General features: G+C 64.6%; 11 protein-coding genes. 7 read left to right on the forward strand and 4 right to left on the reverse strand.

The features are described from left to right. Positions 1 to 152: 152 nt before the first annotated feature. Complete coding sequence (gene xseA, locus GM910_RS18250; protein WP_159589818.1) at positions 153 to 1,721, forward strand: exodeoxyribonuclease VII large subunit; 1,569 nt, start codon at positions 153 to 155, stop codon at positions 1,719 to 1,721. 200 nt (positions 1,722 to 1,921) lie between these two features. On the opposite strand, the gene GM910_RS18255 is transcribed toward xseA, so the two are convergent. After that, positions 1,922 to 2,815: a hypothetical protein gene (locus GM910_RS18255; protein ID WP_159589820.1), complete on the reverse strand. Its 894-nt coding sequence runs from the start codon at positions 2,813 to 2,815 to the stop codon at positions 1,922 to 1,924. A 144-nt stretch (positions 2,816 to 2,959) separates the two neighbouring features. Between GM910_RS18255 and GM910_RS27375 the strand changes: the two genes are divergently transcribed. The 3 genes from GM910_RS27375 to GM910_RS18275 all read left to right on the forward strand — a co-directional run bounded on the left by GM910_RS27375 (position 2,960) and on the right by GM910_RS18275 (position 4,572). Further along, positions 2,960 to 3,376 carry a type II toxin-antitoxin system Phd/YefM family antitoxin gene (locus GM910_RS27375; RefSeq protein WP_246226219.1) on the forward strand — a complete coding sequence of 139 codons (417 nt, stop codon included), beginning with the start codon at positions 2,960 to 2,962 and terminating at the stop codon, positions 3,374 to 3,376. Beyond that, positions 3,373 to 3,762: a type II toxin-antitoxin system VapC family toxin gene (locus tag GM910_RS18270; protein WP_159589822.1), complete on the forward strand. Its 390-nt coding sequence runs from the start codon at positions 3,373 to 3,375 to the stop codon at positions 3,760 to 3,762. The genes GM910_RS27375 and GM910_RS18270 overlap by 4 nt, the downstream gene beginning before the upstream one ends. Positions 3,763 to 3,825: 63 nt before the next feature. Further along, the gene (locus tag GM910_RS18275) at positions 3,826 to 4,572 is read left to right on the forward strand and encodes a DUF5131 family protein (protein ID WP_159589824.1); all 747 of its coding nucleotides are present in this window, start codon (positions 3,826 to 3,828) and stop codon (positions 4,570 to 4,572) included. Here the strand turns inward: GM910_RS18275 and GM910_RS18280 are convergent. Together GM910_RS18280 and uvrA are read right to left on the reverse strand one after the other, a co-directional pair. Beyond that, complete coding sequence (locus GM910_RS18280; protein ID WP_159589826.1) at positions 4,527 to 5,438, reverse strand: three-Cys-motif partner protein TcmP; 912 nt, start codon at positions 5,436 to 5,438, stop codon at positions 4,527 to 4,529. The genes GM910_RS18275 and GM910_RS18280 overlap by 46 nt on opposite strands. Before the next feature lie 386 nt (positions 5,439 to 5,824). Further along, positions 5,825 to 8,749, reverse strand: a complete 2,925-nt coding sequence (gene uvrA / locus GM910_RS18285; RefSeq protein ID WP_159589828.1) for an excinuclease ABC subunit UvrA — start codon at positions 8,747 to 8,749, stop codon at positions 5,825 to 5,827. A 960-nt stretch (positions 8,750 to 9,709) separates the two neighbouring features. Here uvrA and GM910_RS18290 point away from each other — a divergent pair. The 3 genes from GM910_RS18290 (at position 9,710) to GM910_RS18300 (ending at position 12,242) form a co-directional block, all read left to right on the forward strand. Further along, positions 9,710 to 10,195 (forward strand): single-stranded DNA-binding protein, encoded by a 486-nt coding sequence (locus tag GM910_RS18290; RefSeq protein ID WP_159589830.1) that lies wholly within the window; start codon positions 9,710 to 9,712, stop codon positions 10,193 to 10,195. A 637-nt stretch (positions 10,196 to 10,832) separates the two neighbouring features. Further along, a complete protein-coding gene (locus GM910_RS18295) occupies positions 10,833 to 11,198 on the forward strand; it encodes a hypothetical protein (RefSeq protein ID WP_159589832.1) in 366 nt (121 codons plus the stop codon). A 495-nt stretch (positions 11,199 to 11,693) separates the two neighbouring features. After that, the gene (locus GM910_RS18300) at positions 11,694 to 12,242 is read left to right on the forward strand and encodes a DUF4168 domain-containing protein (protein ID WP_246226220.1); all 549 of its coding nucleotides are present in this window, start codon (positions 11,694 to 11,696) and stop codon (positions 12,240 to 12,242) included. A gap of 462 nt (positions 12,243 to 12,704) precedes the next feature. Here GM910_RS18300 and GM910_RS18305 read toward each other — a convergent pair whose 3' ends face one another. Then, positions 12,705 to 13,337 carry a MarC family protein gene (locus GM910_RS18305; RefSeq protein WP_159589834.1) on the reverse strand — a complete coding sequence of 211 codons (633 nt, stop codon included), beginning with the start codon at positions 13,335 to 13,337 and terminating at the stop codon, positions 12,705 to 12,707. Positions 13,338 to 13,748: the final 411 nt, after the last annotated feature.

Below are 13,748 nucleotides of genomic sequence, written 5' to 3' on the forward strand. Positions count from 1 at the left end.
AGACGGAGGCTGTCCGGGATCCATTCTCGCCTCGCCGAAGCTCCGGCGAAGCGGGCCGGAAGGTCAATGTCGCGGAATGGATTCCGGCGCTCCACCGGCTCTCGGCCCCCTCGGGGTTGACCGGGTCCGTCGCAACGCGCTCAATCGGCCCCATGGAAGACACCCGCAGAGACGATTCGCTCAGCAACATCGCCGAGTTCTCCGTCAGCGAAATCTCGCAGGCGCTCAAACGCACGGTCGAGGACGCCTTCGGCCATGTGCGCGTGCGCGGCGAGATTTCGGGTTATCGCGGCCCGCATGCCTCGGGCCACTGCTATTTCGCGCTGAAGGACGAGCGGGCGCGGATCGAGGCGGTCATCTGGCGGGGCAGTTTCTCGAAGCTGAAGTTCCCGCCGCAGGAGGGGCTTGAGGTGGTGGCCACCGGCCGCCTCACCACCTATCCGGGCTCGTCGAAATACCAGATCGTCATCGACAGCATCGAGCCCGCCGGCGCCGGAGCGCTGATGGCCCTTCTCGAGGAGCGCAAGCGCAAGCTGGCGGCCGAGGGGCTGTTTGCGGAAGAGCGCAAAAAGCCCCTGCCCTTCATGCCGCGCGTCATCGGCGTCGTCACATCGCCCACGGGGGCCGTCATCCGCGACATCATCCACCGCATCACCGACCGTTTTCCCGTGCATGTGGTCGTCTGGCCGGTCCGGGTGCAGGGTGAAACGACGGGCGGCGAGGTGTCGGCCGCCGTCACCGGCTTCAACGCGCTCGGCCCCGGCGACGGCATTCCCCGGCCGGACGTCATCATCGTCGCGCGCGGCGGCGGCAGTCTCGAAGACCTGTGGGGCTTCAACGACGAGGCGGTCGTGCGGGCCGTGGCAGGCTCGGAGATACCGATCATCTCCGCCGTCGGCCACGAAACGGACTGGACCCTGATCGACCTCGCCGCCGACCGGCGCGCGCCGACGCCCACCGGAGCGGCGGAAATGGCGGTGCCGGTGAAGGCGGAGCTCGAAGCCGGCCTCTCCCGCCTCTCGGCGCGGCTCAAGGCGGCGGTCTCGCGCGATCTGGAACGGCGACAGCAAGGCTTGCGCGCGCTCTCGCGGGCGCTGCCGTCGCCGGACCAGCTCTTCGCCCTGCCGCGTCGGCGCTTCGACGAGGCGGCGGGGCGGCTGGTGCGGGGTTTGGGTGGCGCCACCCAGCGCAAACGGCTGCGCTTCGACGGGCTGCGGCTCACGATCACAGCGCTCGACCGGCGCCTCGTCGAGGCGCGGCGTCGCGCGGCCCAATGCGGCGAGCGCTTGCCCATCGTCTATCTCGGGCTGGTGCGCAACCGCCGCGCCCGTTTCGACCGCGATGCGGCACGCGTCAGCCCGCGCGCCAGCCTGGAGCGCATCGGCCGCCTGAAAGAGAACCTCACGGCAACGACCGGCCGGCGGGACCGCGCCGTCCACCTCCGGCTCGAGCGCGCGAAGGCCGCCTACGACCAGGCTGCAAGGCTTGCCGAATCTCTGTCCTACAAGAAGGTTCTGGAGCGCGGCTTCGCGCTGGTGCGCGATGCAGAGGACAAACCGCTCAAACGGGCACGCGACCTGCGGGCGGGCCAGGAGTTGCACCTGCAATTCTCCGACGGCAGCGCCGGTGCCGTCGCCACCGGAAAGCCGGCGGGCGACCCGCGCCGAAGCAAGGCTTCCCCGGCGGCGAAGGAGCCTGGAAAGCAGGGGTCGCTGTTCTAGGCATTTCCGCTTCGCTCCAGCTTCCGGGATGCGCGGCTGGAGGAACTGTGCAGCCCTTCTGGCTAAGGGTGCTGCTACCGGACAAGCCGGCACCCTTACCCCCTTGCATACCCAATGCCTCCATGGGCAACCGGCAAGGCCGATTACCCCATCTCCAAGCTCGTTGAAATGCTCCGCCGAAAGCCGGCGTGCGCCGCGCGTCATGACGTGTCGGGGCTCTCCAGCGCGTACAGGGCCAGCGAATGGGCGTGCGCCAGGATTTCGTCGACCTCGCGGATGTTGCGGGGTGCTTTTTGTCCTCGCGCGCCTGCGGCGTCGCGCCAGGCGGACGGGTCGAAGCGGGACAGCCGGCCGCCGGGCGGTCGTCCGCCGCGCAGCGGTGAGATACGGCGCCCAAGCCCCAGATCGCGGCGCGCCTTCCAGCGGGCAAAGCGCATGGCTTGTCCCGGCAGATCGTCAAGGGCGGCGACCAGTGCCGCGAGGCGCTGGCCAAGACGCGCGGCGCTTACGGGATCGTCGCGGGATGGCGGCTGCGGGAGGGGAGACGGCTCGGTGACGCCGGGAAACAGGATGCGCGGGACAGCGTGCGCGGGCCCATGGCGGCCGCGGCCCCCTTCGGCAAGCTCAGGGCTCGGGGTATGCGGCAGCGGGTCGAAGAGCGGCAGGCTCAAGCTTCGCGGACGGGCGGGCGCGGCGGCGCGCCTCGCTTCCGCCTTCGCCCTTCGGGCTTCGGCGGACAGGTCGGCGGGCGAGGCCATCACGGCGATGCCGAGGCTGCGCAGGAGCGGCGCCGGGCTCACGGGTTTCGGCTTGCGCGGGGGCGGCAGACAGACGACCAGACCGCGCGCGGCGGCGATGATCAGCCGCCGCGCGGCGGCCTCAGTCGGGCGCAGCAGGCTGAGGATGGCGCGCCAGAGATGGCGAGGCAGGGTCTTTCGAGGCTCGCCCTCGGCCCGCGCCTCGGCCCTTCGAGGCTCGCCATCGGCTCGCACCTCAGGATGAGGGCCCACGGCCGGCCCGGCCATGGCCACGAGGGAAGCCACGATGCGCTTCAGCGCCACGCGATCCCGCTCGATTGCCGCACTTCCGTCCATGGCTGCCTCCTTTCGTCCAAGTGGCGGGGATTATCGCACGGGTCGGGAGGGGCGTGAATGGGTATAGGAAAATATTCCTGACAGATGCTGACAGTGTCAGGAAGTTCACTTGTATCTAGCTAGAAACTTAGCTATACATGAGACATGGCCATCATCAACATGCACGACGCCAAAACGCAGCTTTCAGATCTCGTTGCGCGCGCCGAGGCCGGGGAAGAGATCGTCATTGCGCGCCGCAACAAGCCGACCGTGAAACTGGTGCCGGTTGCGGCGGCTGACGCCAGGGACATGGGCGAGCAGAGGGGTTTTTCCGAGGAAGCGCAAGCCGGATTCGACATAAGAGGACTGCGCGAGGCAGTGGAAGCGGGCAGGGAGTTCACGATCATGCGGAACGGCAAGGCAATTGCGACAGTCGCCCCGGCATCCGAGCGGAAGAAGCGCGTGCCGGGGCGCTTCGCCCATCTGCGCGGCAGCCTGCCTCCCGACCTGTTCGACGAGCCTCTGCCGCCGGACGAGCTGGACGCCTGGGAAGGCAAGTATTCGGCCGATGGCGACCGGTGAGCTATCTGCTCGATACCCACGCCCTGTACTGGTGGGCCTATTTTCCCGAACTCCTGCCGGCCAAGGTTCGGGAAATCCTTGGCAATCCAAACGTGCGGGTTTTCGCGAGCGCCGTGTCCGCCTACGAGATGTCGCTGAAGCACCACCGGGGCCGCTGGCCGGAGGTGGAGCCTCTGGTGGGCGCATTCGAAGAGGTGGTCGCGGCCGAGGGCTTCGACCTTCTCCCGCTAGCCGCCAGGCATGCGATACGGGCGGGGGCGTATGGCCCCGAGCACCGCGATCCGTTCGACCGGATGCTCGCGGCTCAGGCAGTGGTGGAGAGGCTGACGCTGGTTTCGAAGGACAGGGGGGTGAGGGAGTTGGGGGCGGAGGTGGTGTGGGGGTAGTTAACGCCCGGTCCAGATTCGTCGCATAATCTGCCCACATTGGTGGAATAGGTGGATCGTCTTATGGCTGAGACTTCGATCGAATGGACGGACGCGACATGGAACCCTGTGGCGGGCTGCACGATCCTGACTGCAGGTTGCACGAACTGCTACGCAATGCGCATGGCGGCGCGGCTCGAAGCTATGGGGGTCGACAAGTATGCGGGGCTTACACGGAAATCCGGCGGCCGCGCAAAGTGGACCGGCAAGCTGTTTCTTGACCGCAAGTCGCTTGCTATTCCTGCAACCTGGTCGAAACCTCGGCGGGTGTTCGTGAATTCGATGTCAGACCTGTTCCATGCTGACGTCCCGGCGGACTTCATCGCCGAGGTCTGGCAGGTCATGGGTGATACACCTCGGCACACTTACCAAATCCTCACTAAGCGGCCCGACCGCATGATGGAGATCGTGCCGTCGCTGCGCAAGCTGCCGAACGTTTGGCTGGGAACGAGTGTGGAGGATGATCGTGTCTTATTCCGCCTCGACGAGTTGCGCCAGGTGCCTGCGGCCGTTCGGTTCGTTTCGTTCGAACCGCTGATTGGTTCTGTCGCGGCGGCGGACCTCGCTAGCATCCACTGGGCTATCGTCGGTGGCGAGTCGGGGCCGAAAGCCCGCTACATGGATCCTTTGTGGGTGGACGAAATATTCGACATATGCCGACGACAAAGCGTCGCATTTTTCTTCAAGCAGTGGGGCGGCCGCAACAAGAAAGCGACCGGACGCTCCTATCGGGAGCGGACGTGGGATGATCTCCCCGAGGCCAGAATGTGATTGCCGAAACGCCGCGCAAGTGTTGTGGCAGCCGTTGAACGATTCGAGACCGCGAAAAACAGCGAAAATCGTTGTGGACGTGAGTTAGGTGGCAATGGGAACGGTTCGAGCACCAGTGGGAAGATCGTCTCGATGCGTCGTTTCACATAGGCTTCCAGCCCGGCGACATCCGCATTTCGCTGTCTCACTTCGATCGGTTCAAGCCCCTCCAGCAGCGATTGCGCTGATCTAATGGGACTATAGAGCTCGCGCTCCCACTCATCCGTGCCAAGCATTCGCGTGAGCGCCCGCCGCTTGGCATCGTCGACAGAGTTAATGTTGCGCGCCGCCTGTCGATATAGGCCGGATAGTGAAAACAGATACCAGACATCGATCGCGCGAGTTTCGGCGACCGCCTTCAACGTATCCCATTCAACCTCCATGCCGTAGGGATCCAGGAACATCACGGCGCGGGTGCTTTTCCAGCCGGCCCACTTGATCTGATCCTGGATCAGACGATTTGCGTCGCCCTGCAGGATGGTGATGTCTCGGCTAGGATATGCCGCCTTCAGCTCTTGGAGAGCCGTGCAATGTTCAGCACTGGCATCCATAAAGATCAGTCGGTCGAATGCTGGCGTTACGTCAAGAGCAATCCTCGCCGAGCCGCGGCGTGTCTCGGTCCGGGCAGGTGCCGGGGCGTCGAATAGGTCGCCGTCTCGGGCCTCAACGCGGACGGTTCTACTTCCCGTTCCTGCGAAAGCATCAATGTACCAGAGACGATTGAATTTCTTGCGCAGCGCAGACATGTAGGCGCGCAAATATTTCTCAACCAACTCCAGTTTTATCTCGGTGTGCTGACCACCGAATTCGTGTTCTTCACCCGCCATGGCTTTCCCCCGTGGCGTATAAAACACGAATCCCGGCTATATGTCATCACCACACGAATGACTGAAGTTAAAAGAGAGCACGATCAAGATGGCGCTATTCAGTCGCGAACGATCTGGTCGTAAAGTCGCCAGAAAATGAAAATTTTCGCTCTGAGATCAGTTTGTCGTTGACGTTTTCAATTTTGCTCGCGCGCTCCAATTCTAGAGGGGCGCGCGCGAAGGGACGGGGGCGTTCAGGCGGATGTTCACGCCGGGGATGAAGAGGGGCGAGGCGATCCAGAGGTGCCGCCTCATTCGGCCGATGCATTCAGGCATGGATCCTCGGGTCAAGCCCGAGGATGACGAAGCGGGGAGGTTCGCGCCTTGGCGGGCGCGGCGGCTTCCCGCTACTCCGCCGCCTCGCGCTTCCTGCCCGGCCGGCGCTCCAAGAGCTCGCGCAGGAACTGACCGGTGTAGCTGCGCGGCTCGGCCATGACGTCATCGACGGAGCCCGCCACCACCAGCTCGCCGCCGCCGTCGCCACCTTCGGGCCCCAAGTCGAGAATCCAGTCGGCGGTCTTGATGACCTCCAGATTGTGCTCGATGACGACCACCGTGTTGCCCTGGTCGACGAGCTCGTGGAGGACTTCGAGCAGCTTGGCCACGTCGTGGAAGTGGAGGCCCGTGGTCGGTTCGTCGAGGATGTAGAGTGTGCGGCCGGTGGCGCGTTTGGAGAGTTCCTTGGAAAGCTTGATGCGCTGGGCTTCGCCGCCCGAGAGTGTGGTGGCCTGTTGGCCGATGTGGATGTAGCCGAGGCCGACGCGGGCGAGCGTGGTCAGCTTGTCGCGCACGGCCGGGACGGCGGAGAAGAACTCGACGCCCTCGTCGACCGTCATCTCCAGGACGTCGGAGATGGACTTGCCCTTGAAGGTGACTTCCAGCGTCTCGCGGTTGTAGCGCTTGCCGTGGCAGACGTCGCAGGTCACGTACACGTCCGGCAGGAAGTGCATCTCGATCTTGATGACGCCGTCGCCCTGGCACGCTTCGCAGCGCCCGCCCTTGACGTTGAAGGAGAAGCGGCCGGGCTGGTAGCCGCGCGCCTTGGATTCGGGAAGGCCCGCGAACCAGTCGCGGATGGGCGTGAAGGCGCCGGTGTAGGTGGCCGGGTTCGAGCGCGGCGTGCGGCCGATGGGCGACTGGTCGATGTCGATGACCTTGTCGAGGAACTCCAGCCCCTCGACCCGGTCGTGCTCGGCCGGGTGCTCGCGCGAGCCCATGATGCGGCGCGAGGCGGCCTTGTAGAGCGTCTCGATCAGCAGCGTGGACTTGCCGCCGCCCGACACGCCCGTGACGCAGGCGAAGGTGCCGAGCGGGATGTCGGCCGTGACGTTCTTCAAATTGTTGGCGCGGGCGCCGACGACGCGGATGCGCCGCTTCTTCGGGATATTGCGGCGGTTTTCCGGCATGGGGATGGCGAGATCGCCGGTGAGATATTTTCCCGTGATCGAGGCGGGGCTGGCCATGATGTCGCTTGGGCGTCCTTCGGCGATGATGCGGCCGCCGTGGATGCCGGCCGCGGGCCCGATGTCGACCACGTAATCGGCGGTGAGGATCGCATCCTCGTCATGCTCGACGACGATGACCGTGTTGCCGAGGTCGCGCAGGTGGCGGAGCGTGGCGAGCAACCGGTCGTTGTCGCGCTGGTGCAGGCCGATGGAGGGCTCGTCGAGCACGTAGAGCACGCCGGTGAGGCCTGAGCCGATCTGCGAGGCGAGGCGGATGCGCTGGCTCTCGCCGCCCGACAGCGAGCCCGAATTGCGCGACAGCGTCAGATAGTCGAGGCCGACGTCGTTGAGGAAGTTGAGGCGATCGCGGATCTCCTTCAGGATGCGCGCGGCGATCTCGTTCTGCTTGACGTTGAGCTTTTCCGGCAGGGTGTTGAACCAGTCGCCCGCCTTGCGGATCGACATCTCCGTGACCTCGCCGATATGCAGGCCGGCGATCTTGACGGCCAGCGCCTCGGGCTTCAGCCGGTGGCCGCCGCAGGCGGGGCAGGGGTAGGCCGACATGAAGCGCTCGATCTCCTCGCGCATCCAGGCCGATTCGGTCTCCTTCCAGCGCCGCTGCAGGTTGGTGACCACGCCCTCGAACGGCTTGGTGGTGCGATAGTTGCGCAGGCCGTCGTCGTAGTCGATGACGATCTTCCTTTCGCCCGTGCCGTTGAGAACGGCCTCTTTCGCCTCGTCCGACAGTTCCTTCCAGCGGTTGCCGACCTTGAAGCCGTATTCCCTGCCCAGCGCCTCCAGCGTCTGCAGGTAGTAGGGCGATGTCGATTTGGCCCACGGCGCGATGGCGCCCTCGCGCAGGATCGCGTTCTCGTCCGGCACCACGAGATCGGGATCGATGGCGCGCTGGCTGCCGAGCCCGTCGCAGGAGGGGCAGGCGCCGGCGGGGTTGTTGAACGAGAACAGCCGCGGCTCGATCTCCGAAATGGTGAAGCCGGAGACGGGGCAGGCGAACTTTTCCGAGAAGATGAGGCGCTCGTGCGTCTCGTTCTTCGACTTGTTGGCGCCTCCGCCCTCGGCGGTCTGCGCGTCGGGCAGGGGGCGGTCGGCGTATTCGGCCACCGCCAGCCCTTCCGACAGCCTGAGGCAGGTCTCCAGCGAATCCGCGAGCCTTGTGGCAAGGTCCGGGCGCACCACGACGCGGTCCACCACCACGTCGATGTCGTGCTTGTATTTCTTGTCCAGCGCCGGCACGTCGGCGATCTCGTAGAACGCGCCGTCGACCTTGACGCGCTGGAAGCCTTTCTTCTGCAGCTCGGCCAGCTCCTTGCGGTATTCGCCTTTCCTGCCGCGCACGATGGGGGCGAGGATGTAGAGCCGGGTCCCCTCCTCGAGCGCCAGCACCCGGTCGACCATCTGGCTCACCGTCTGGCTTTCGATGGGAAGGCCCGTCGCCGGCGAATAGGGCACGCCGACACGGGCGAAGAGCAGGCGCATATAGTCGTAGATCTCGGTGACGGTGCCGACCGTCGAGCGCGGGTTCTTCGAGGTGGTCTTCTGCTCGATGGAGATGGCCGGCGACAGGCCGTCGATCTGGTCGACGTCCGGCTTCTGCATCATCTCCAGGAACTGCCGGGCATAGGCCGACAGGCTCTCCACATAGCGCCGCTGGCCCTCGGCATAGATGGTGTCGAAGGCGAGCGACGACTTGCCGGAGCCCGACAGGCCGGTCATGACGATCAGTTTCTCGCGGGGGAGATCCAGATCGACGTTCTTCAGATTGTGCTCGCGCGCGCCGCGAATGGAAATCAGCTTGTGGTCGGGCATGCCCCGTCGCTGCCTTGTCTAAACTATAAGGAACGGCCGACAGGCGCCGGCCGGGCTTCATTTAGGGATGCGAAGCTCGCCGCAAAAGGCGCAGGCCGCATCCCTGCCGCCAGGCTAATCATGGATAAACCCCGGCATCTTTTCCAGCTTTTCCCTTCAAGGGCAAGTAAAAAGAACAAAGAACGAACGGTATCCTGACATCTTCCTGTCGACTGCGGAGCCGCTTTCGGCCGATCACAATTCGCGCCGTGGGGGCGGCAGGCCTTGACGGGTGGCCGATGGGGGCGCAAAGTCGCTTTCGTCCGCTGGCCAAGACGGGCGCCGGGACCACCTGGCGCTGGTGTATGGACGGTGAGATCAGGAGCAACGAACCAGGAGGGAGGCATGACTCCACCCGACTGTCCGACGGGCTCCACCTTAAGCGTGGAGCCACAGCCGACCCTGGGCTGAGAGGCTTGCCACGCGCGGCTCCGGAGGCAAGGCGCTTCCGGAACGGTGTTGATCGGAAGCCGTAGCCTGTGCCGCGACGGCAGAGGCGTCAGATCTCCAGGCGGCTGCTCACATCACATCGATAGCTTGTATGCTGGACGAACGCGAGTGATGTCGCGCGTCCTGACCAACGCCGGTAAAATACTCCCGGCACGAAAGAATGAAAGTGGCCCCTGCGCGCCCGAGATAAAGCGGCGGCGGGGCCGTTCCCTGTCCGCATATCCCTTTTGCGGCGGCCGATCGCCGGGCAAGCGCCAAAGCACCTTGCGGCGGCGTGAAAATCGCGCTATGAACAAAAAGAGAACAAAATTGTGTTGTGGACGGACGGACGCCTCGCCCGTTGGAGCGAGCATGTGTGCCGCGGATCGGATAAGGTCGCGATGGCTCTGACGGGAGTTGCCGGCTTTACCTGCAGTGCAGCGGGCAGCCGGCCTTTAGGGACGCGTAATTTCGGACGAGTGGAGTGATGCCATGGCGGGCAGCGTGAACAAGGTCATTTTGGTGGGCAACCTGGGAGCCGATCCGGAAATCCGGCGGCTCAATTCCGGCGACCCGGTGGTCAATCTGCGGATCGCCACCTCGGAGACGTGGCGCGACCGCGGCACGGGCGAGCGGCGCGAGCGCACCGAGTGGCACAATGTCGTGATCTTCAACGACAACCTTGCCAAGGTGGCCGAGCAGTATCTGAAGAAGGGCATGAAGGTCTATATCGAGGGCCAGCTTCAGACGCGCAAATGGACCGACCAGTCCGGTCAGGACCGCTATACGACCGAGGTCGTGCTGCAAAAATTCCGCGGCGAACTGCAGATGCTGGATTCGCGCGGCCAGGGCGGCGAAGGGCAGGTGGGCTATAGCGGCGGCGCGCGCGGCTCCGACTTCGGCCAGTCGGGCCCGGCCGAGAACGCCGGCGGTGGCGGCGGTTATTCGCGCGACCTGGATGACGAGATTCCGTTCTAAAGCAATTCCAGGAAAAGTGGAAACCGGTTTTCCGTCCGGAATTGCGATAAAACAATGGGTTAGAGAAGTTCATCGATTCCGTGAAACGATGAATTGGTCTATAGCATTTTGCAGTCAGGTGGAATCACCTGACGTCCGCATAAATGCGGAAAAACAAAGAGATAGAGCATCCTTTGTGCGTCCAAATGGACGCACGGCGCTCTAGTGGTGCGATCCTGACAGATGATCCCCATCTGTCAGGACAAATCGCTCCACCAGATTAATAGCTTGTGGGCTGACTATTCCGAACAGATGGCACCATCTGTTCGGGGCAGACCGCTAGGCCAGCGCCGCGATGGCGTTTTGCCGTCCGAGCGGCTGGACTGGTTTATGGGACTTTCGCTGGATGCGAAGCGCTGAGAGGATCAAGGCCCAGGTACTCATGGCCCAGGTACTCATGGCCCAGGTACTCATGGCCCAGGTACTCATGGCCCAGGTACTCATGGCCCAGGTACTCATGGCCCCGGTACACATTGCCCCGGTACACATGGCCCGGGTACTCATGGCCCCAGTATTCATGGCCCCAGTATTCATGGCCCCGGTACTCATGAAAAGGTGGCGCGGAGGCGCCCGGCGGTGTGCTTGCGGCCGGTCTCCGGTGCGGACGGTCCTGCCTGCCGCGCTTGTTGCGCTTGCCGCCTTGCCGGCCCTGGCCGGCGAGGCCGATGTCGAGGCCGTGGATGTGCGGCCGGAGGCGGGCGGCACCTATCGCTTCGATGTCACGGTTGCCCATGCGGACGAAGGTTGGGACCATCATGCCGACCAGTGGGAGGTGTTGGACGAGGATGGAACCGTTCTCGCCACCCGCGTCCTTGCGCATCCGCATGTGGACGAGCAGCCTTTTGCCCGCAGCCTTGGCGGCGTTGCGGTGTCCGACGGTGTGAGGCATGTCGTCGTCCGCGCCCGCGATTCGGTCCACGGCCATGGCGGGGACGAGGTGAGGCTGGCGCTGCCGGACCGGTGACGGTGGCGAAGTGCACCGCGTTGCACCGGACCGGCGGGAGGAGGGCGCTTTAAGGCGCTTCCGGTGAAGACGCGTGCGGCGCGGAGCTGTTCGGAAGGGTCTGGGAAGGTAACTTCGAGGCGGCCGCCGCCGGGCATGAAGACGGTCGTCGCCGACATGGAGCGTGGCGCGCCTTCTTGCGGCCAGGCGCAGCGATGCCGGTGGCCTTGTCGGCATCTCCTGGAACGACATCCCGGCGGCTTCCGCTATCTGGTGGCCCGCCACTGGCATCCTAAGGCTTTTTGCATCCGGTCAGGATTGGCCGGCGCGCGCCTCCTACAGCGCCGTGCGTCCTTGGGACGCTACATAAGGACGCTGTAGGTTATTGGATCTGCGCATCGTGCTTTCCGAAAACCGATTCCGATTTTCGGGCGATCCGCTGGCCGGCAATCATGTCTGTAATCGGGCATGGCAACCCCGCCTGCGGTCAGGATTTCTTTCCCGGGTTAAGCGGAAATGATGCGCTGTGCGGGCGAGCGGCGCTTCTTCCGCCACATCGCTACTCCATGTAAGGCCATGCCGTCGACGGGCGAGCCCGTCGGGGCGGCGTTGCGGTTTGGGATGCGCCCAGCCCGCCGGACGAAGACGTTTAAAAGGATCAAGGAATCGATGATCGCAAACGGTTCGAAAAAACTGCTCATGGCGGCGTGCCTGTCGGCCGGCGTTGCCTTCGCACCCTACGCGTTGGCCCAGGATGCCAACCAGCCCTCCGAGCCGGCCGTGGAGGCGCCGGCAGTCACCGACGAGAAGCTGCAGTCCTTCGCCGTCGCCTTTCTCGAGGTCGAGAACCTGAAGCAGCAATACACACAGCAACTGCAGGAAGCCGGTGACGATGCCGAGCGGCAGCAGCAGCTTCAGAACGAGGCCGGCGAGAAGATCCTGCAGGCCGTGGAGGAGACCGACGGCATCTCGGTCGACGAGTACAACCAGATCATCCAGTCGGCACAGGCCGACCCCGATCTGGCGCAGCGGCTGACGGACGCGATCGGCCAGGCCAGCCAGTAGGCCCGCGGTGGCGGCGGGCCGCCGGGCCCGCCGTTCTTGCCCGTCGGAACTAAGGCGTGTTGAGATTCATGAGGCGCGGAGTGGGCGGAAAGCCCCCTCTCTTGCGATTTCTAACACTTAGCTTCCGCTTCGCTCCAGCTAAGATGTTGAAATCGCTTTCTCCCCCGCCAAGGGGGAGATAACGCCGACATCGCCGCTCCTGCCAGCCGCAAAGGTCAGCGATTTGCAGCCAGGACGGCGTCGTCCCTATCTCCCCCTTGGCGGGGGAGAAAGCAAATTCTTGGGCTTAGCAAAGCTAAGTCCTTAGAATTTGCAAGAGAGGGGGCTATCGCCACAGCTATATCCTGAATCTCAACAGTCCCCAGAGCAACTCCAGGAAAAGTGGAAACCGCTTTTCGGTCCGGAATTGCGGCAAACAAGGGGCTAGACCACTTCATCGATTCCATGAATCGATGAAGTGGTCTAGCCGGCGGCGAAGAGCGCCTTGGCGCCGTCGGAGACGAACTGCACGGCCAGTGCCGCCAGGAGCACGCCGAGCAGGCGGGTGAGGATCGAGCGGCCGGTCTCGCCCAGAAAGCCGTCGATGCGTTCGGCGAGCACGAAGACGGCGTAGGTGATGGCGATCACCACGACGAGGATTGCCACCAGCGCCGCCTGCCCCAGCGGGCCGGCGAAGCTGCCGGACAGAAGCACCGACGCCGAGATGGCGCCCGGCCCGGCGATCAGCGGGATCGCCAGCGGAAAGGCGGCGATGTTGTGGATCATGTCGCGCGTGACCGCCCGTTGCGCGCTTTTCTCGTGCCGCTCCTGGCGGCGCTCGAAGATCATCTCGAAGGCGATGTAGAACAGGAGCAGGCCGCCGGCGACGCGGAATGCCGGCAGCGTGATGCCGAGCGCCGTCAGGATAACGCTGCCGACGACGGCGAAAAGGATGAGAACGCCAAGCGCGACAAGGCTGGCGCGCACCGCGACCTGGTTGCGCTCGGCGCGGTTCATGCCCGCCGTCACGGCCAGGAACAGCGGCGCCAGCCCGGCCGGGTCCACCGTCACCAGGAGCGTGACGAAGGCGTTCAGCAGCGCGTCGAACGGCGGCATGGCTTTCCCCTTGTGGCCCGGCACTAGACCAGGTCATCGTTTCATGGAATCGATGACCTGTTCCAACTCTTTGTTTTGTCGCAATTCCGGACGGAAAACCGGCTTCCACTTTTCCTGGAATTGCTCTGGCCGAATCGGCCACGATAGTGGCACATCGCGCGCCGGAATCCTTTATCGAGTCGGCGGGATGGTGCTGCGGATGTGGCATCTCGGTGAATTGGCCGGAGGCCGATTTCGCGGATGGCGCTCCCTGGCCGTGGATCCCCGGATCAAGGAGCGAAGACTGTCTTGGAGGGCAGGCGGTCTATCGCGGGCCGGCAATCGAACGCGGGCCCAACCGGTGCGCGATACCGCTTCTCCACGCATCCGCCGATGCATCCGGCCTCGCCAAATGTGGCCGTTCCGCGGCCG

It is taken from the genome of Chelativorans xinjiangensis (assembly GCF_009812055.1).
GTDB lineage: Bacteria > Pseudomonadota > Alphaproteobacteria > Rhizobiales > Rhizobiaceae > Chelativorans > Chelativorans xinjiangense.